This is a genomic window from Ochrobactrum sp. BTU2 (genome assembly GCF_024539785.1).
Lineage (GTDB): Bacteria > Pseudomonadota > Alphaproteobacteria > Rhizobiales > Rhizobiaceae > Brucella > Brucella anthropi.
This window is the reverse complement of the sequence record NZ_JAHWRG010000004.1, coordinates 449716-467967: the sequence shown is the minus strand read 5'-3', so window position 1 is coordinate 467967 and position 18252 is coordinate 449716. Positions and strand designations below refer to the sequence as shown.

The window sequence follows — 18252 nt, the reverse complement described above, 5'->3', positions numbered from 1 at the left end:
CGCCTGAGCATCATGTCAAAATTCGATCTTTCCGCGCTTGAAACCTTCGTTCGCACCATTCCGCAGCACTATAAGGGACCGGGTGGTGCGGTCGCGGTGCTGAAAGATGGCAAGGTCGTGCTGCGCCATGCATGGGGCTTTGCCGATCTTTCCACTCGCAAGGCGATGACGCCCGAAACGCGCATGCCGATCTGTTCGGTCAGCAAGCAGTTCACCTGCGCCGTTCTGCTCGACAGTGTCGGCGAGCCGGAAGTTCTTGATGATGCGCTTGCCGCCTATCTCGACAAGTTTGCTGAAAAGCGTCCCAGCGTGCGCGATCTTTGCAACAACCAGTCGGGCCTGCGTGATTACTGGGCGCTGACGGTTCTGTGCGGGGCCGATCCGGAAGGCGTCTTTCTGCCCGAACAGGCACAAAGCCTGCTGCGCCGCCTGAAGACCACGCATTTTGCACCGGGCACGCATTATTCCTACTGCAACGGCAATTTCCGCATTCTGGCTGATCTGATCGAGCAGCATACAGGCCGGTCGCTTATCGAACTTCTGTCGGAACGTATTTTTCAGCCTGCGGGCATGAAGACGGCAGAACTTATCCCCGATACCGCGCTGTTCGACGAATGCACCGGCTATGAGGGCGACACGGTGCGTGGCTTCCTGCCTGCCGTCAATCGCATCCACTGGATGGGTGATGCCGGTATCTGCGCGTCGCTGGACGACATGATTGCCTGGGAGCAGTTCATCGATGCGACCCGCGACGACGAAAGCGGAATCTATCGTCGCCTGAGCGGTCTTCAGACTTTCAGCGACGGTGCTGCTGCTCCCTACGGCCTCGGCCTCAAATTCGAGGAAACGGGCGGCAAGCGCCTGACCGGCCATGGCGGGGCTTTGCGCGGCTGGCGCTGCCAGCGCTGGCATTGCGCCGATGAGCGCCTTTCGACAATCGCTATGTTCAATTTTGAAGGCGGAGCTTCCGACGTCGCCTTCAAGCTGATGAACATTGCGCTTGGCGTCCCGACATCGGAACAGGTTCGCGTTGCAGCCGATGCCGTATGGTTCGGCTCATGGCTCGACCATGAAACCGGCCTCGTGCTGAGCCTTGAAGATGCCGGACGCGGACGCATGAAGGCACGTTTCGGCACTGGCCCGGAAATGATGGACGTCGTGGGCGAGAACGAAGCGCGTTCCTCGATGACCGCGATCCGCCGCGATGGCGACACGATCCATCTGGCGCGCGAGGACGAAAATCTGAGCCTGACAATGCAGCGCCTGAAAGGCGCGGCGAAGCAGGATATTGCGGGGCACTATCGCAGCGACGAACTTGAGGCCGATCTTTTGATCGTCGATGAGGGCGGTGCTTTCTATGGGGCCTTTGAAGGGTTTCTTGGCAAGAGCGATATGTATTCGCTCTATGAGGCGGGACCGGATGTCTGGCTGCTGCCGGTGCAGCGCTCGATGGACGCGCCGTCGCCGGGCGAATGGAAACTTGTCTTCCATCGTGACGCCAAAGGCGAGATAACAGGCATGACCGTCGGCTGCTGGCTGGCACGGCATGTGGACTACAGGAGAATTCAGGAATGAGCGAACTGAAAGTCAGAACCCGCGAGACGGGTGCCATCGCCGAAATGCCGCATGGAAAACTGCCAGTCATCACCACGCCGACCGGCGGCGTGGTCGAGCTCGTTACGAGTGTCAGTCAGGCCGGCTTCAATCCGCTCGATCTCATCTATTCGTCGGTCGCTGCCTGCATGGCGCTCAGCGCGCGCATTGCTGCCACCAAGCTCGAACTGAAGGAAAAGCTGACCGATGTGCGGGTGGAAGTGAAGGGCGACAAGGCGCATGAAGGACCGTCGCGTATCGAACGGTTCAACATCACCTTCCATTTCGGCGGTGACCTCACCGACGACGAAAAGCATCGTCTCGCCGAAATGGCTGAGGAAATCTGCACGGTCAGTAATACGCTGCGCGGCGAGCCGCAGTTTGATCTGAAGGTATCGTAACCTTCAGATCACATCGCGGATGCGATCGACGCCGAGCTTGATAACGCTTTCCATGGCCAGACGTGCTTTTTGTGGATCACGCGATGCAATGGCGTGGGCAATGCGCAGGTGATTGGCCGCGCATTCGGCAATGCCTTCTCGCGATGAGGCGGGTGATGAAAGCTGGAACGAGATTGCCAGCGCCGCTTCGATCAATCCGCTGACCGAGCGCATGAACGGATTGCCCGACATGCGCGCAATGGCCAGATGGAATTCCAGATCAACCTTGGCGATGGACTCCGGCGTGTGGTTCGGATCGTCAAACTTGGCGGCGAGCGCGTAAAGCTCGACAATCTCGTCACTGGTGGCGCGTTCAGCCGCGGCCGCTGCGGCTGCCGGTTCCAGTGCCATGCGCATTTCCGCCAGATGGTCCACGAAGACTTCATCGAAGCCTGCCTCGAAGCGCCATGTCAGCACATCGGGATCGAAGAAATTCCAACTCGCATGGCCCAGAACACGGGTGCCGACCTTGGCCTTGGGTTCGATGAGGCGCTTGGCGGCAAGGGTTTTCATCGCCTCGCGCAGAACGGTGCGGGAAACGCCGAAGCGTAGCGACAATTCATGGTCGCCCGGAAGGATGGACCCTGCAGGAATGGTTCCCGCGACGATGCCGCGGCCCAGTTCACCCACCACGACAGCGTGGCTGTTATGGCGTTTGCGTCCGGTTATGGCCGTTTCCAGCAATCCCAATTCAGGCCTCCTTCATTCGTTGCCTGGCTAGCTATTTGTTTCAATGCGCATCTTGCCCGAAAACCGGTTCCCACTTTTCGGGATGCGCCTTAGATCCGAGAACCACGCAAGTCCTCGTTGCAGAGCAATGAACAGGAACAGCAATATACCGATTGCTATTTTCGTCCACCAGGAAGACAGCGTTCCGTCGAATACAATGTATGTCTGGATCAGCCCCTGTATGAGAATGCCGACGAATGTTCCGGCCACAAGGCCTGCGCCACCTGTCAGCAATGTCCCGCCGATCACCACCGAAGCGATGGCATCCAGTTCTACCCCCACCGTCGCGAGCGAATAGCCGGACGAAGTATAAAGCGTATAGACGATCCCGGCGAGGCCGGAAAGGATACCCGACATCGTATAGATGCCGATTGTCGTGCGGGCAATCGGAACGCCCATCAGCTCCGCCGACTGCTGGTTGCCGCCAAGCGCGTAGATATTGGCGCCGAAGCGCGTGCGATGCGCGATGATGCCGCCAACGATGAAGACCGCGAGCATGAGCATGGCGATGAATGTCAGCCTGCCGCCGCCCGGCAGGCGGAAATAAAGCCCCTGCAATGTATCGAGAAACGGATGCGCGATGGGCACGGATTGCGTCGAGATGAGGAAGGCCGCACCGCGAGCCAGAAACATGCCCGCAAGTGTGGCCACGAAAGGCGGGATCCGCAAGAAATGGATCATCATGCCCATCCACGCCCCGAACAATGCGGCGATCACAAGAACGAGGCCGAATGCCACGAGCGGATGCACGCCGAGCTGCCCGATCATCACGGCAACGAAAACGCTGGTGAAGGCGATGACCGAGCCGACCGACAGGTCGATGCCGCCGGAAAGGATCACGAATGTCATGCCGACGGCGGCTATGCCGAGGAAGGCGTTGTCGGTCAGAAGATTGCCGACTACCCGTGTCGACAGCATGTTCGGAAACTGGACGATGCAGATCGCATAGGCGAGCAGGAAGATTGCAACCGTCGTCAGGAAGGGCAGATTGCGCAGTGCTCTCATTGCCGTGCTCCCTGCTGGCTTTGACGGACCGGATTGGCTCCATTGCCCTTGCGTTCCGAGCGCAGGAAGGTAATGAGCTGGACAATGGCCGGCGACTGGAAGGTGAGCACGATCACGATGATGACGGCCTTGATGATGAGGTTGAATTCCGGCGGAAAGCCCGCCATCAGAATGCCTGTGTTGATCGACTGGATGATGAGCGCGCCGAGCAGCGAAGCCATGATCGAGAAACGCCCGCCATTGAGCGAGGTGCCGCCGATGACGACCGCCAGAATCGCGTCGAGTTCAAGCCACAGCCCGGCATTGTTGGCATCTGCGCCGCGAATATCCGCCGCCGCGATCAGCCCCGCAAGGGCAGCGCCGACGCCAGAAACTGCATAGACGCTGAACAGGAGAAAGCGTGCTTTGACCCCCGCCAGCATCGCTGCGCGACGGTTGATGCCGGTCGCCTCGATCAGGAAGCCAAGCGCACTGGTACGCACTGCGAGGCCCACGACCAGACCGGCCAGAATCCATATGAGGACCGGGATCGGAATGCCGAGGAAGGAGCCGGAGCCAAGCGCTGCAAAGGAGTCATTGTTGAAGGTCAGGATCGCGCCTTCGGTGATAAGCTGTGCGATGCCGCGACCTGCCACCATCAGGATAAGCGTCGCGATGATCGGCTGGATATCGAAGACCGCAACCAGAAAGCCGTTCCACAAGCCACACAGAAGGCCCACGCCAAGCGCTGCCGGAATGACGATTGCAAGCGGATAGCCCGCAACGATGAGCGACGCGGCAAAGGCGCCGCTGATCGCCATGACGGCACCGACTGACAGATCGATGCCGCGCGTTGCGATCACCAGTGTCATGCCAACGGCCAGAATGGCAACGGGCGCTGCACGCACCAGAATATCGATCAGGCTTCCATAGAGCCGCCCGTTCTGGAAGGAAATGTCAAGAAAGCCGGGTGCGATGATGGTGTTCACCACCAGAATGAGCACAAGGGCGGCCAGTTGCGGCGCCAGTCTTTTGAGTTTTCTGGTCATGCGGGCAATCATGCTGCAGCTTCCTTTTCGCTTCCGGTCTCTGCGATTGCACGCACGATATTGTCGGCAGTGATTTCCTCGCCCTTCAGTTCCGCCACATGGCGACGGTCGGACAGGACGATGACGCGATTGGCAACGGCGGCAAGCTCCTCGAATTCCGACGAGATGATGACCAGCGACATGCCTTCGGCGCAAAGTTCGCCGATGAGCTTCAAGATTTCAGCATGGGCGCCGATATCGATGCCGCGCGTCGGCTCATCGAGGATCAGCAGGCGTGGGTCGGTGGCAAGCCAGCGTGCCAGTATGGCTTTCTGCTGGTTGCCGCCGGACAGGAACTTGATCGGCTTGTCAGGATCAGGCGGGCGAATATCGAGCGCCTTGATGTAACGCTGCGCAAGCGCCGTCTTCTCGCGTGAGGAAATCGGTCTGGACCATCCGCGCTTCGCCTGAACCGCCAGCGCGATGTTCTCCGCCATCGAGAAATCGCCAATGATGCCGTCTGTCTTGCGTTCTTCCGGGCAGAAGGCGAAGCGCTCCGCAATGGCTGCAACAGGTGAGGGGAGCCTCGTTTCCTTGCCGTCGACGGTCAAGGTGCCGCTATCGGTCTGATCGACACCGAACATCAAAAGAGCGGTTTCGGTGCGGCCGGAACCGAGCAGCCCGGCAATGCCAACGGCTTCTCCCGGCTGGATCGAGAGATCGAACGGCGCAACGCTGCCTTGTCTGCCGAAGCCTGCAAAACGGATCGGGGCAACCGTGTCGCGGCTTACTTCCTCGGTCAGCTGGCGGCGCACAGTCTCCTGCAACTGGTGGCCGAGCATCATGGAAATGAGATCGGTGCGCGGCAGTTCCGACAGGTTGCGGCTGCCGACCAGCCGTCCGTTGCGCAATACGGTGGCGCAATCGGCGATGGCGTAGACCTGATCCAGAAAATGGGTGATGACGATGATGCCGAGGCCTTCTGCCTTCAACTGGCGCAGCACGCCGAACAACATTTCGACTTCGCGTGCATCGAGACTGGCGGTCGGTTCGTCAAGGACGAGCACCTTGCCCGAGAGATCGACGGCACGTGCAATCGCGATGATCTGGCGGATGGCGACTGAATAGGCGGACAGAGGCACGCCGACATCGATGGTGAGGCCATAGCGGGAAAGAAGGTTCGTCGCATCTTTTTCCATCCGGCCCCGGTCGACCAGTCCGAAACGTTTCGGCTGGCGTCCCAGGAACAGGTTTTCTGCTACCGTCAGATTTTCGAGAAGGTTGACCTCCTGATAGACCGTGCCGATGCCAAATGTCTGCGCTTCCGCCACGGAGGTAGGTGCAATCGGCTGGCCCTCAAGCAGGATCGAACCGCCGAAGCCGTGGTAAGCGCCGGTCAATATCTTGATAAGCGTGGATTTACCCGCGCCGTTTTCGCCAAGCAATGCATGGATTTCCCCGCAGTTGAGCGTGAAATCGACATGGTCGAGCGCTGTCACGCCCAGAAAGGATTTGGTGATCGAACGGGCTTCAAGAAGCGGCATTGCGGCCGCCGATGGAGCGTCTTTTGCAGCCATGGCAGTCTTCCATTGCATTTTGCAAAGGTTATTCCGGGCCGCGACAAACGCGGCCCGAGGACGAGAGGATCAGTAGCCGAGACCCTTCTTGGCTTCATAGACGGCCTTCGGGTCGTCAGCCTGCGTGTAGAGCTTCGACTCCGTCTGGATCCACTTCGGCGGAACGGTGCCCTTGTCCTTGAAGGCTTCAATCGCGTCGAAGGCCGGGCCTGCCATGTTCGGCGTCAGTTCGACGGTCGCGTTGGCTTCGCCGTTCGCCATGGCCTGGAAGATGTCCGGCACGGAGTCGATCGACACGATCTTGATTTCCGTGCCCGGCTTCAAGCCAGCTTCCTTGATTGCCTGAATGGCGCCGACAGCCATGTCGTCATTATGGGCATAGACGGCGCAGATATTCTTGCCGCCGCCTTCGGCCTTGATGAAGCTTTCCATGACTTCCTTGCCCTTTGTGCGGGTGAAGTCACCCGTCTGCGAGCGGGAAATCTTGATGTTGTCATGACCCTCGATGGCGTCTTCAAAACCCTTCTTGCGGTTGATGGCGGGCGAGGAACCGGTGGTGCCCTGAAGCTCGACCACATTGCACGGCTTGTCGCCCACATCCTTCACCAGCCAGTCACCGGCCACCTTGCCTTCATGAACCTGATCGGAGGTTACGGCGGTCAGATAAAGGTCTTCCGGAGAATCGATCTGGCGGTCGAGCAGGACGACCGGAATTTCGGCTTCCTTGGCTTCCTTCAGAACGGCGTCCCAACCTGTGGAGACCACCGGTGCGATCAGGATTGCATCAACCCCTTGAGCGATGAAGCCACGAACGGCCTTGATCTGGTTTTCCTGCTTTTGCTGTGCATCGGCGAACTTGAGCGTATAGCCGCGTTTTTCGGCTTCCTGCTTGGTCAGGGCCGTTTCTGCAGCACGCCAGCCCGATTCCGAACCGATCTGCGAAAAGCCAACCGTCAGCGATGCAGCAGATGCGCTCGAAATCAGGGCAAAAGAAAATGCGGCCGTCAGGGCCGTCAATGTGCGTTTCATGATGGTTCCTCCCAATAAGGCCCTCCCGGCCTTCGCATTTATGAAGCATATAATATTACTTTATGGCAAGCGCCTTTCGACGTTTCCCAATAAAATGCCGGTGCGACAAACGCGCAATATTGCTATTTACATATATAAAACAAAGGCTTGTATTCGTTCGGGAGGGGCAGGGCTCGCGAACTGCCCCGGTGGGGGCGTCTGCTTGCTTGACAAAGCGGGTGACGGCAAAATAGTCATATTAATAACACGAACCGTAAATTGGCGCCTTATGGCGTTTCTCAAGCGGTCGGGGTGAATTCCGCAACGGGTATGCGGAAAATGGGAGGTTTAATGTTGCGTCTGGTCCAGTTCCGCGATGAAAGCGGAGAAATGCGTGTGGCTGCCTGCAGTGAGGAGGGAGCGGCGCATGTCGTCAAGGGCGTAGCAACGACCTATGAGCTAGCCTCGGCAGCCATTGCAGCGGGTATCAGCCTTGAGGCACAAGTCGTACGCAGCGGCAAGGGCGAAGCCGTCGATATAGACGCCGCTCTGGCTGCGGGCCGCGTCGGCCTGCCGATTACCCATTCTGACCCAGCACATCTGATTGTTGCCGGCACGGGCCTCACACATCTTGGCTCTGCTGACGGTCGCGACAAGATGCACAAGGCAGCACAGGCCGCCGAAAAACCGACCGATTCCATGCGCATGTTCCTGATGGGTGTCGAAGGCGGCAAACCGAAGCCGGGCGAAACCGGCGTGCAGCCGGAATGGTTCTACAAGGGCGACGGTTCGGCGCTGGTGGCAACCGGCGGCGAACTGGTTTCGCCTTCCTTTGCGGAAGATGGCGGCGAAGAACCGGAACTGGCGGGCATCTACCTGATCGGCCCGGATGGTACGCCATTCCGGCTTGGCTTCTGCCTTGCCAATGAATTTTCCGATCATGTGACCGAGAAGCAGAACTATCTCTGGCTTGCCCATTCCAAGCTGCGTCAGGCCGCGTTGGGGCCGGAGCTTTATGTGGGCAACCTGCCTGACCATGTGGAGGGCGTTTCGCGCATTCGTCGCAGCGATCAGGTGATCTTTGAAAAGCCGTTCCTTTCGGGCGAAGCGAACATGTCGCACACGATTGCCAATCTGGAACACCATCATTTCAAATATGGGCTGTTCCGCCGTCCGGGCGACATTCATGTTCATTTCTTTGGCACGGCAACCTTGTCGTTTTCGGAGGGCGTAAAGACGGAAGCTGGCGACCAGTTCGAGATTTCCGCCAAGCCATTCCGTTATCCGCTGGTCAACAGGCTGGCGCAGGCAGCGGCGGAAGATATTGCTGTGAAGGCGCTCTGAAATGGTGGCGGAATCGAACATCGCTCTCGCAATCGTCGGTCTGGGCAAGATTGCGCGTGACCAGCATCTGCCGTCCATTGAAGCCGTTGATGGCATTGAGCTGAAAGCCATTGCCAGCCGCAATGCCGGGCTGGATGGCCTGCCGTCTTTTCACGACATCGATGAGCTGCTGGGCAGCGACATTGCCATTGACGCGGTGTCGCTCTGCACACCGCCGCAAGGGCGCTTTAGCCAGGCCTACGCAGCCTTGAAGGCGCGCAAGCATGTGATGCTGGAGAAGCCTCCGGGTGCAACCATTTCGGAAGTGCAGGCGCTGGGGCGTCTTGCGCAAGCGGAAGACGTGACGCTTTACGCCACGTGGCACTCGCGCGAAGCCGCAGCGGTCGAGCCGGCGCGGGAATTCCTGAAAGATGCGGAAATTCGTTCGGTTTCGGTCACGTGGAAGGAAGATGTCCGCCACTGGCATCCCGGCCAGCAATGGATCTGGGAATCGGGCGGTCTTGGCGTGTTCGATCCTGGCATCAATGCGCTTTCCATCGTTACGCATATTTTGCCGGAGCGCTTCTTCCTGACGCAATCCGATCTTTATTTTCCAGAAAACCGTGCGGCGCCCATTGCAGCCGACCTCCAGTTTCAGACCGAAAGCGGCATTCCGGTTTCGTTCGAACTGGACTGGCGGCAGACCGGCCCGCAGACCTGGGATATTCGTGTGGAGACCGATAAAGGCACGGTTCTGCTCAGCCGTGGAGGCAGCCGCCTCACCATCGCCGGGACCGAGAAAATGGCCGAGCCGGACCGCGAATATCAACGACTTTACAAGCGTTTCGTGCAATTGATCGGCGCGGGGCGTTCGGATGTTGATCTCGCTCCACTGACCCATGTGGCCGATGCGTTTCTGCTCGGAAAGCGGCATGTCGTCGAAGCTTTTGAAGATTAGGAATCGAGGTTGTCGTAACGCGGCCTCTCACCCACGCAGGACAATGAAATGAACAAGCCCGTCTCTCCGAAAACGCCAAAGCTCCGCTCGCGCGCCTGGTTCGACAATCCTGATAATGTCGATATGACGGCGCTCTATCTGGAGCGCTACATGAATTATGGCCTGAGCCAGGAAGAGTTGCAGTCCGGTCGCCCGATCATCGGCATCGCGCAGACGGGCTCCGACCTCTCACCTTGCAACCGTCATCATCTGGAACTGGCCAAGCGCGTGCGCGAAGGTGTTCGCGAGGCGGGCGGCATTGTCATTGAATTTCCGGTTCATCCTATTCAGGAAACCGGCAAGCGCCCGACCGCAGGTCTGGACCGCAACCTTGCCTATCTTGGCCTCGTGGAAGTGCTTTATGGCTATCCGCTTGATGGCGTCGTGCTGACAATCGGTTGTGACAAGACCACGCCTGCCTGCCTGATGGCAGCTGCAACCGTCAATATTCCGGCGATTGCTCTGTCGGTGGGTCCGATGCTCAATGGCTGGTTCCGTGGCGAACGCACAGGTTCGGGCACCATCGTCTGGAAGGCACGCGAGCTGCTTGCCAAGGGCGAAATCGACTATCAGGGCTTCGTCAAGCTCGTTGCTTCCTCGGCACCATCGACCGGCTATTGCAATACGATGGGCACGGCAACGACGATGAATTCGCTTGCCGAAGCGCTTGGAATGCAGTTGCCGGGCTCGGCCGCCATTCCGGCGCCTTATCGCGACCGTCAGGAAATTTCTTATCTATCGGGACGCCGCATCGTTGAAATGGTGCATGAGGATTTGAAGCCGTCGGACATTCTGACCAAGGATGCCTTCGTCAATGCCATCCGCGTCAATTCCGCTATTGGCGGTTCGACCAATGCGCCGATCCATCTGAACGCTCTGGCCCGTCATGTCGGCGTGGAGCTGACGGTCGATGACTGGCAGAAATATGGCGAGGAAATTCCGCTTCTGGTCAATCTGCAGCCTGCCGGTGAATATCTTGGCGAAGATTACTACCATGCGGGCGGTGTGCCAGCAGTCGTCAATCAGCTGATGGGGCAGGGCCTCATCAATGAAGATGCGCTGACCGTCAATGGCAAGACCATCGGCGAGAATTGCAAGAACGCGACCATCGAAGACGGCAATGTCATCAAGACCTACGATCAGCCGCTGAAGAAGCATGCCGGATTCCGCGTGCTGCGCGGCAATCTGTTCTCGTCGGCGATCATGAAGCTCAGCGTGATTTCGGACGAGTTCCGCAATCGCTACCTGTCTGACGACAAGGACCCGAACGCCTTTGAAGGTAAGGCGGTCGTGTTCGACGGGCCGGAAGATTATCATCACCGCATTGACGATCCGGCACTGGAAATCGACGAGAATACGGTGCTGTTCATGCGTGGCGCTGGCCCCATCGGTTATCCAGGTGCGGCGGAAGTCGTCAACATGCGCGCGCCGAATTACCTTCTGAAAAAGGGTATCAGCTCACTGCCATGCATCGGCGACGGTCGCCAGTCGGGCACGTCGGGTTCGCCTTCGATCCTCAATGCCTCGCCGGAAGCTGCTGCTGGCGGCGGTCTGGCTATTCTGAGGACCGGTGACCGCGTGCGTATCGATCTTGGTCGCGGCAGCGCTGACATTCTGATCTCTGACGAAGAACTGGCCGAGCGTCGCAAAGCTCTCGAGGCTGCCGGTGGCTACAAATATCCGGAAAGCCAGACACCGTGGCAGGAAATCCAGCGCGCTGTTGTCGGCCAGATGGAAACCGGTGCAGTTCTCGAAAACGCGGTCAAGTATCAGGACATCGCGCATACGCGTGGCCTGCCGCGAGATAACCACTAAGGTTCCCCGGATGGCTCTCGATAAAATGCCATTTGCGGCAGTTGCGGACTGGGGCACCACCCGGTTCCGCCTCTGGACGCTGGATGTCGATGGCAATGTGCTGGGCGAAAGCCGTGGCGATGACGGTCTGCTGCAGGCAAAGGAAGCCGGTTTCGAGCCAACGCTCAAGCGGCACCTTGCTTCTGTCGGCGCGTCGGACGATCTGCCGGTGGTGATCTGCGGCATGGCCGGTTCGCGGACCGGCTGGATCGAAGCGCCCTATATGAGCTTGCCTGCCGGGCTGGATGGTATCGTGAAGGCTGCGGTGCGCGTGCCCGCGCACCGTCACGTCATCATGTTGCCGGGCGTCGCGCGTCGGGACGAAACGGCACCCGATGTTATGCGTGGCGAGGAGACGAAGCTTCTTGGACTTGTGCACGGGGGCACGCATGATGCGGTTGTCGTCATGCCCGGCACCCATGCCAAATGGGTGCGGATTGCCGACGGTGGCCTTGCCGATTACCGAACCTTCATGACCGGTGAAATGTTCGCTCTTTTGAAGGAAAAATCGGTACTGGCCGGTGCGCTGGAAGGTGCCGCGGCGGTCGATCCGAATGGTGTAGCTTTCGCTGCGGGCGTCAGGGCGTCGCTCGAAAACCCGGCACTGATTTCCAACGCGCTGTTTTCCATTCGCGCAGGCTGGCTCGTCCATGATCGCAAGCCGACCGACCAGCTGGCCCGTTTGTCGGGCTTGTTGATCGGGCTGGAAGTGGCAGGTGGGCGTACGCTTTACGGCAAACCCGAAGAAGTGCTGCTCCTTTCAGACGACACGATGGGTGCGCTCTATGCCAGCGCGCTTGAAATCGCCGGGCTGACAGTCAGGCGCGTTGCAGCCGATGAGCTGGTGCGTGACGGCCTGTTCATGGCTGCAAAACACGCCTTCGGAGGAGTTGCGCAATGAGCGACCGCATTGCATGGCCAAAGCTGCGCTATCCGCTGGTCGCTATCCTGCGCGGCATTCGTCCGGAAGAAACGGAAGCAATCGTCGGAGCACTGATCGAGACGGGTTTCGAGGCGATTGAAATTCCGCTCAATTCGCCGGAGCCTTTCGTTTCGATTGAGAAGGCGGCGAAGCTTGCGCCTGCGGGCGTGTTGATCGGGGCCGGGACCGTGTTGAGCGTCGAAGATGTGGACCGTCTCAACGATGTCGGCGGCAGGCTTCTGGTCAGCCCCAATGTCGAGCCGGATGTCATCCGTCGTGCCGGACAGCACGGCATGGTGACGATGCCCGGCGTTTTCACGCCGACGGAAGCCTTTTCGGCGATCCGTGCAGGCGCATCGGCGCTGAAATTCTTTCCGGCCAGCGTACTCGGCGCGGACGGTATCAAGGCGATATCCGCCGTCTTGCCGAAGGATATTCCGGTCGGCGCCGTGGGCGGTGTTTCCGAGGCTGATTTTGCGACCTATCGGGCAGCGGGAGTGAGCTGCTTCGGACTCGGTTCCAGTCTTTACAAAGCCGGACTGACGGTTGCTGAGGTTCGCGAACGCGCCGAGCGCGCGGTTGCGGCATGGGACAAGATCGCGGGCTGACGGCCCTTTGAGAACTTGTTCCGGAGGAATTCCGCATGGCCGGAAGGCGGGGGCGGAAATTTTGGGAGAACGACAGGCGGAAAAGCCTGTCCCAATTTGGGAGTGAGACAATGGCAGGCATGAAATCTCTAACATTGGCAGTCGCGATGGCCGCGCTTGCCTTTAGCGGTCTGGCGCATGCGGAAGACAAGGGTCTTGTCGCCGTCGCCATGCCCACGAAGTCTTCGGCACGCTGGATTGCCGATGGCGACAACATGGTCAAGGTGCTGAAAGAACGCGGCTACCAGACCGATCTTCAGTATGCTGAAGACGACGTACCTAACCAGCTGGCGCAGATCGAGAACATGGTGACCAAGGGCGCCAAGGTTCTCGTCGTTGCATCCATCGACGGCACGACGCTTTCCGATGTTCTGGCCAAGGCCCACGATGCGGGTATCAAGGTCATCGCCTATGATCGCCTGATCCGCGATACGCCGAATGTCGATTACTATGCGACCTTCGACAATTTCCAGGTCGGCGTGCTGCAGGCCCAGTCCATCGAAACCGCGCTGGACCTCAAGAACAAGCCGGGTCCGTTCAATGTCGAGCTTTTCGGCGGTTCGCCGGACGATAACAACGCCTACTTCTTCTACAACGGCGCGATGTCCGTTCTGCAGCCTTATATCGATAGCGGCAAGGTCGTTATCGGCAGCGGCCAGACCGGCATGGACAAGGTTGCAACGCTGCGCTGGGACGGTGCAACTGCTCAGGCCCGCATGGACTCGATCCTTTCGGCCTATTATTCCGACAAGAAGCTCGATGCAGTCCTGTCGCCTTATGACGGCATCTCCATCGGTATCCTGTCGTCCCTCAAGGGTGTAGGCTATGGCAGCGGCGACATGCCAATGCCGGTCGTTTCCGGTCAGGATGCGGAAGTGCCTTCGGTGAAGTCGATCCTCGCTGGCGAACAGAACTCGACCATCTTCAAGGATACGCGCGAACTCGCCAAGGTCACGGTCGATATGGTCGATGCGCTGATGACCGGCAAGGAGCCGGAAGTCAACGACACCAAGACCTATGACAATGGCGTCAAGGTCGTGCCGTCCTATCTGCTCAAGCCGGTGATCGTCGACAAGTCGAACTGGAAGCAGGTTCTGGTCGATAGCGGTTACTACAAGGAAGACCAGATTCAGTAATGCGGTTTTGGGCGTATCGGAGGATATGCCCGTAACCTTTCTGCATGCCATTGCCCCAAATCCCCAGCCTTTCGGCTGGGGTAGGCTCGACGATTGACAGCGTTGTCTTTTCGTTGAGGGCAATGGCAGAGCAGATTTGTAATGGGAGCGAGCGATGAATGTAGCCAATCCTGTCCTGCGCGAGCAGTCTGACGGTAAGCCGGAAATCGCCGGCAAGCCGCTTCTGGAAATGCGCGGCATCAGCAAGTCTTTCGGCGTCGTCAAAGCGCTGAGCGATGTCAATTTCACGGTCATGCCGGGCGAGATTCATGCCTTTGTCGGCGAGAATGGAGCAGGCAAGTCGACCTTGATGAAGGTGCTGTCGGGTGTGTATCCGCATGGCAGCTACGAGGGGTCGATCTTCTTCGACGGCGAAGAGCGGCAGTTTCGCGACATCAACGATTCCGAAGCGCTTGGCATTGTCATCATCCATCAGGAGCTGGCGCTCATACCGCTCATGACGATTGCCGAGAACATTTTCCTCGTCAATCCACCGGCAAGCTATGGCGTCATCGACCGCAGTACGGTGCACAAGCGTACCCGCGAGCTTTTGCAGAAGGTTGGCCTGTCGGAATCGCCCGATACGCTTGTCACCGATATTGGTGTCGGCAAGCAGCAGCTTGTCGAAATTGCCAAGGCATTGTCGAAGCGCGTGCGGCTTCTGATCCTCGACGAACCGACCGCAAGCCTCAACGAGACGGACAGCGCGGCATTGCTGGCGCTTCTGCGTGAGTTTCGTGCTCAAGGCATCACCTCGATCCTCATTTCGCACAAGCTCAATGAAATCCGCGAAGTTGCCGACAAGATCACGGTGCTGCGCGATGGCAAGGCAGTGGCGACGCTCGACTGCAATGCGGGCGAGGTCGAGGAAGACGATATTATCCGCAAGATGGTCGACCGCGATCTGGAAAGCCGCTACCCGAAGCGCGATCCGAAAATCGGTGAGGTGATTTTCGAAGTCGACAACTGGTCAGTGCATCACCCGCTGCATCCGGAGCGGCACTCGGTCAAGAACGTGTCGTTCAAGGTGAGGGCAGGCGAAATCGTCGGCATTGCCGGGTTGATGGGGGCGGGACGCACAGAATTCGCCATGAGCCTGTTCGGGCGTTCATGGGGCACGAATATCAGCGGTGAGGCGCGTATCAACGGCAACAATGCCGATATTTCCACTGTGGCGCGGGCCATCAAAGCGGGGCTTGCCTATGTAACCGAGGATCGCAAGAAGCTCGGCCTGGTCTTAGGCGAAAATATTTCGCGCAACATTTCTCTTGCGCATTTACGCGGCGTCAGCCCGAAAGGCATCATCGACGATATTCGCGAAATGAAGATCGCGAATTCTTATCGCGAACAGATGAGCATTCGCTGCCACAATGTCTATCAGGAGACAGGCACGCTTTCGGGCGGTAACCAGCAGAAGGTGGTGCTGTCCAAATGGCTCTTCACCGGACCCGACGTGCTGATCCTCGATGAACCGACGCGCGGCATCGATGTCGGCGCGAAATATGACATCTACACAATCATCAATTCACTGGCGGATAGCGGCAAGGGCGTGGTCGTCATTTCTTCGGAAATGCCGGAGCTGATCGGCATCTGCGACCGCATCGTCGTCATGCATGAAGGTGCCTTCGTCGGCGAAGTCGCTGGCGAGGAAGCAACGCAGGAAAACATCATGCGCGCCATCATGCGGAACAAGGGAAAACGGCCATGAGCGAGAATATCATCGGAAGAAGTGGATCGAAAGCTCCGGCGAGCAGCGTGGGGCGTTATCTCAAGAACAATCTGCGCGAATCCGGCATGCTGATCTCGCTGGTCGCGATCATGATCTTTTTCCAGATCGTGACTGGCGGTGTGCTGATGAAGCCGCTGAACCTCACCAATCTGGTTCTGCAGAACAGCTATATCGTCATCATGGCGCTTGGTATGCTGCTTATCATCGTCACCGGGCACATCGACCTTTCGGTCGGCTCGGTCTGTGGCTTTATCGGTGCGCTCGCGGCTGTGATGATGGTTAAATGGGGCGTGCCGTTTCCCATTGCAGCCATTCTCTGCCTGCTGGCCGGGGGCATTATCGGCGCAATGCAGGGCTTTTGGGTCGCCTATTTCAATATTCCGTCCTTTATCGTCACGCTGGCTGGCATGCTGGTCTTCAAGGGGCTGATGCTTGCCGTGCTAGGCGGCCAGTCGGTCGGGCCGTTTCCGGTCGTGTTCCAGAAACTATCGTCCGGCTTTATTCCGGAAATCATCGGCACGACGGGTGGCGTCTATCTGACATCGCTCATCATCGGCGTGCTACTGGCCGGTTTCATGATCTGGCAGAATGTGAAATCGCGTCAGCGTCATATCGCGCATGAAGTGGAAACCGAGCCTTTTGGCCTTTTCGTCATCAAGAACATCCTGTTCTTTTCGGCGATTGCCTATTTGTCGTTGCTGATTTCAATGCATCGCGGATTGCCGAACGTCCTCATTATCATGGCTGTTCTGATTGCGGCCTATGCGTTCCTCACCAATCGAACCGTGCTCGGGCGGCAGATTTATGCGGTGGGTGGGAACCGGCATGCGGCCAAGCTTTCGGGCGTGAAGACCGAACGGCTGACATTTCTGGCTTTCGTCAATATGGGTGTGCTGGCGGCGCTTGCTGGCCTGGTCTTTGCGGCGCGCCTTAACACGGCAACGCCCAAGGCCGGTATCGGCTTCGAGCTGGACGTGATCGCGGCCTGCTTCATCGGTGGTGCTTCCGCCTATGGCGGTGTGGGCCGTGTGACGGGTGCTGTGATTGGCGCGCTCATCATGGGCGTGATGAACAACGGCATGTCGATCCTCGGCATCGGCATCGACTATCAGCAGGTCATCAAGGGGATCGTGCTGCTGGGGGCTGTCTGCATCGACGTCTATAACCAGAAACGCTGATATTTCGGCTCTGGCGGCCTGCAAATGGCGTTGTTTTGCGCTTCCGGTGCTCACGTACCTTTAGTACGCTGCGCTCCGGCTCTCAAACTCCACCATTTTCGGCTCGCCATAACCAAAATCTTAGCCGCTTCACTGGCGTGCGGCAGTTCAGTTTTCAGATCGCCGTTCGGCGCGCGTGATCGAGATAGATTTCGCGCAGGCGCTGGGCAACTGGGCCCGGTTTCCCCGTGCCGATGGTCTTCTCGTCGATGACGGTGATCGGTGTGACGAATGTGCCTGCGCTGGTGAGGAAAGCTTCCTTTGCCGCATAGGCTTCATCAATGGTGAAGAGGCGCTCTTCCAGCTTCATGCCGGTCTCGGCGATCAGCTGCAGGAGCGAAAGCCGCGTGCAGCCGGGCAGGATGGAGTTGCTGTTCGGGCGCGTGACGACGACATCATCTTCGGTCACGATATAGGCGGTCGACGATGCGCCTTCGGTTACATAGCCGTCTTCAATCATCCACGCTTCATCGCAACCGGCGTTCTTGGCGATTTCCTTGGCAAGCGCTTGCGGCAGCAGACAGACCGTCTTGATGTCGCGGCGCTTCCAGCGCAGATCATCCAGCGAAAGCACGCGGGCACCGGTTTTCAGCGCAGGCTTGTCGAGCAGATTGGCTTCCTGCGTGAACAGGACAACCGAAGGCTTCATACCTTTCGCGGGCACGAAATCACGGTCGCGTCCGTCGCCGCGTGTCACCTGCAGATAGACCAGACCTTCAGTCAGATTGTTGCGGCGGATCAGCTCACGCTCGATGGCAACGATCTCGTCTTCGTTCATCGGCATCGGAATACCGATCTCGCCGGTCGAGCGTCGCAGGCGTCGCATATGCGGCTCGCTGTCGATGAGTTTGCCTTCGAGCACGGCAGTCACTTCGTAAATACCGTCGCCGAACAGGAAGCCACGGTCAAAGATGGAAATGCGCGCATCGCGGGCGGAAACATATTCGCCGTTGACATAGACGATGCGGTTTTCAAGTTCTTCTGCTGAAACGGCCATGATTGGATGTGTCCTGAAACGAAAAGACTGCG

General features: G+C 58.6%; 16 protein-coding genes. 10 read left to right on the top strand and 6 right to left on the bottom strand.

Features of this window, described 5'->3' with window-relative positions; genetic code table 11:
- Positions 1 to 12 precede the first annotated feature (12 nt).
- Together KWJ32_RS14700 and KWJ32_RS14695 are read left to right on the top strand one after the other, a co-directional pair.
- On the top strand, positions 13 to 1575 hold the full coding sequence (locus KWJ32_RS14700) for a D-aminopeptidase (RefSeq protein WP_012091479.1): 1563 nt from the start codon (positions 13 to 15) through the stop codon (positions 1573 to 1575).
- Positions 1572 to 1994 carry an OsmC family protein gene (locus KWJ32_RS14695; protein WP_012091480.1) on the top strand — a complete coding sequence of 141 codons (423 nt, stop codon included), beginning with the start codon at positions 1572 to 1574 and terminating at the stop codon, positions 1992 to 1994. The genes KWJ32_RS14700 and KWJ32_RS14695 overlap by 4 nt, the downstream gene beginning before the upstream one ends.
- A gap of 3 nt (positions 1995 to 1997) precedes the next feature.
- On the opposite strand, the gene KWJ32_RS14690 is transcribed toward KWJ32_RS14695, so the two are convergent.
- From KWJ32_RS14690 to ytfQ, 5 genes are all read right to left on the bottom strand, one after another.
- A complete protein-coding gene (locus KWJ32_RS14690) occupies positions 1998 to 2723 on the bottom strand; it encodes a FadR/GntR family transcriptional regulator (RefSeq protein WP_010659482.1) in 726 nt (241 codons plus the stop codon).
- Positions 2724 to 2750: 27 nt separating this feature from the next.
- Positions 2751 to 3767 (bottom strand): galactofuranose ABC transporter, permease protein YjfF, encoded by a 1017-nt coding sequence (gene yjfF / locus KWJ32_RS14685; protein WP_012091481.1) that lies wholly within the window; start codon positions 3765 to 3767, stop codon positions 2751 to 2753.
- Positions 3764 to 4807, bottom strand: coding sequence for an ABC transporter permease (locus tag KWJ32_RS14680; protein WP_012091482.1), 1044 nt, complete (start codon positions 4805 to 4807; stop codon positions 3764 to 3766). The genes yjfF and KWJ32_RS14680 overlap by 4 nt, the downstream gene beginning before the upstream one ends.
- Positions 4804 to 6351, bottom strand: a complete 1548-nt coding sequence (locus KWJ32_RS14675; RefSeq protein ID WP_151610235.1) for a sugar ABC transporter ATP-binding protein — start codon at positions 6349 to 6351, stop codon at positions 4804 to 4806. The genes KWJ32_RS14680 and KWJ32_RS14675 overlap by 4 nt, the downstream gene beginning before the upstream one ends.
- A gap of 69 nt (positions 6352 to 6420) precedes the next feature.
- Positions 6421 to 7380 carry a galactofuranose ABC transporter, galactofuranose-binding protein YtfQ gene (gene ytfQ, locus KWJ32_RS14670; RefSeq protein WP_012091484.1) on the bottom strand — a complete coding sequence of 320 codons (960 nt, stop codon included), beginning with the start codon at positions 7378 to 7380 and terminating at the stop codon, positions 6421 to 6423.
- A 330-nt stretch (positions 7381 to 7710) separates the two neighbouring features.
- On the opposite strand from ytfQ, the gene araD1 reads away from it, so the two are divergent.
- From araD1 to mmsB, 8 genes are all read left to right on the top strand, one after another.
- The gene (gene araD1 / locus KWJ32_RS14665) at positions 7711 to 8703 is read left to right on the top strand and encodes an AraD1 family protein (protein WP_040129134.1); all 993 of its coding nucleotides are present in this window, start codon (positions 7711 to 7713) and stop codon (positions 8701 to 8703) included.
- Between the two features lies 1 nt (position 8704).
- The gene (locus KWJ32_RS14660; protein WP_012091486.1) at positions 8705 to 9640 is read left to right on the top strand and encodes a Gfo/Idh/MocA family oxidoreductase; all 936 of its coding nucleotides are present in this window, start codon (positions 8705 to 8707) and stop codon (positions 9638 to 9640) included.
- 48 nt (positions 9641 to 9688) lie between these two features.
- Positions 9689 to 11494, top strand: coding sequence for an IlvD/Edd family dehydratase (locus KWJ32_RS14655; RefSeq protein WP_012091487.1), 1806 nt, complete (start codon positions 9689 to 9691; stop codon positions 11492 to 11494).
- Between the two features lie 10 nt (positions 11495 to 11504).
- Complete coding sequence (locus KWJ32_RS14650; protein ID WP_012091488.1) at positions 11505 to 12434, top strand: 2-dehydro-3-deoxygalactonokinase; 930 nt, start codon at positions 11505 to 11507, stop codon at positions 12432 to 12434.
- A complete protein-coding gene (locus KWJ32_RS14645; protein ID WP_012091489.1) occupies positions 12431 to 13063 on the top strand; it encodes a 2-dehydro-3-deoxy-6-phosphogalactonate aldolase in 633 nt (210 codons plus the stop codon). Before KWJ32_RS14650 ends, KWJ32_RS14645 begins: the two co-directional genes overlap by 4 nt.
- 110 nt (positions 13064 to 13173) lie before the next feature.
- Positions 13174 to 14238, top strand: coding sequence for a multiple monosaccharide ABC transporter substrate-binding protein (gene chvE / locus KWJ32_RS14640; RefSeq protein WP_010659493.1), 1065 nt, complete (start codon positions 13174 to 13176; stop codon positions 14236 to 14238).
- Between the two features lie 154 nt (positions 14239 to 14392).
- Positions 14393 to 15985 carry a multiple monosaccharide ABC transporter ATP-binding protein gene (gene mmsA, locus KWJ32_RS14635; RefSeq protein ID WP_012091490.1) on the top strand — a complete coding sequence of 531 codons (1593 nt, stop codon included), beginning with the start codon at positions 14393 to 14395 and terminating at the stop codon, positions 15983 to 15985.
- Positions 15982 to 17184: a multiple monosaccharide ABC transporter permease gene (mmsB, locus tag KWJ32_RS14630; RefSeq protein WP_012091491.1), complete on the top strand. Its 1203-nt coding sequence runs from the start codon at positions 15982 to 15984 to the stop codon at positions 17182 to 17184. Before mmsA ends, mmsB begins: the two co-directional genes overlap by 4 nt.
- A 154-nt stretch (positions 17185 to 17338) precedes the next feature.
- Here the strand turns inward: mmsB and KWJ32_RS14625 are convergent, their stop codons facing one another.
- The gene (locus KWJ32_RS14625; RefSeq protein ID WP_012091492.1) at positions 17339 to 18220 is read right to left on the bottom strand and encodes a D-amino-acid transaminase; all 882 of its coding nucleotides are present in this window, start codon (positions 18218 to 18220) and stop codon (positions 17339 to 17341) included.
- Positions 18221 to 18252: the final 32 nt, after the last annotated feature.

What these genes read in the sequence shown, in the direction of transcription:
- KWJ32_RS14650 (WP_012091488.1), top strand. Translation starts at nt 11,505, where the DNA reads ATGGCTCTCGATAAAATGCCATTTGCGGCAGTTGCGGACTGGGGCACC.
- KWJ32_RS14700 (WP_012091479.1), top strand. Translation starts at nt 13, where the DNA reads ATGTCAAAATTCGATCTTTCCGCGCTTGAAACCTTCGTTCGCACCATT.
- araD1 (WP_040129134.1), top strand. Translation starts at nt 7,711, where the DNA reads ATGTTGCGTCTGGTCCAGTTCCGCGATGAAAGCGGAGAAATGCGTGTG.
- ytfQ (WP_012091484.1), bottom strand. Translation starts at nt 7,380, where the DNA reads ATGAAACGCACATTGACGGCCCTGACGGCCGCATTTTCTTTTGCCCTG.
- KWJ32_RS14695 (WP_012091480.1), top strand. Translation starts at nt 1,572, where the DNA reads ATGAGCGAACTGAAAGTCAGAACCCGCGAGACGGGTGCCATCGCCGAA.
- mmsA (WP_012091490.1), top strand. Translation starts at nt 14,393, where the DNA reads ATGAATGTAGCCAATCCTGTCCTGCGCGAGCAGTCTGACGGTAAGCCG.
- mmsB (WP_012091491.1), top strand. Translation starts at nt 15,982, where the DNA reads ATGAGCGAGAATATCATCGGAAGAAGTGGATCGAAAGCTCCGGCGAGC.
- KWJ32_RS14625 (WP_012091492.1), bottom strand. Translation starts at nt 18,220, where the DNA reads ATGGCCGTTTCAGCAGAAGAACTTGAAAACCGCATCGTCTATGTCAAC.
- KWJ32_RS14660 (WP_012091486.1), top strand. Translation starts at nt 8,705, where the DNA reads ATGGTGGCGGAATCGAACATCGCTCTCGCAATCGTCGGTCTGGGCAAG.
- KWJ32_RS14680 (WP_012091482.1), bottom strand. Translation starts at nt 4,807, where the DNA reads ATGATTGCCCGCATGACCAGAAAACTCAAAAGACTGGCGCCGCAACTG.
- chvE (WP_010659493.1), top strand. Translation starts at nt 13,174, where the DNA reads ATGGCAGGCATGAAATCTCTAACATTGGCAGTCGCGATGGCCGCGCTT.
- KWJ32_RS14675 (WP_151610235.1), bottom strand. Translation starts at nt 6,351, where the DNA reads ATGGCTGCAAAAGACGCTCCATCGGCGGCCGCAATGCCGCTTCTTGAA.
- KWJ32_RS14645 (WP_012091489.1), top strand. Translation starts at nt 12,431, where the DNA reads ATGAGCGACCGCATTGCATGGCCAAAGCTGCGCTATCCGCTGGTCGCT.
- yjfF (WP_012091481.1), bottom strand. Translation starts at nt 3,767, where the DNA reads ATGAGAGCACTGCGCAATCTGCCCTTCCTGACGACGGTTGCAATCTTC.
- KWJ32_RS14655 (WP_012091487.1), top strand. Translation starts at nt 9,689, where the DNA reads ATGAACAAGCCCGTCTCTCCGAAAACGCCAAAGCTCCGCTCGCGCGCC.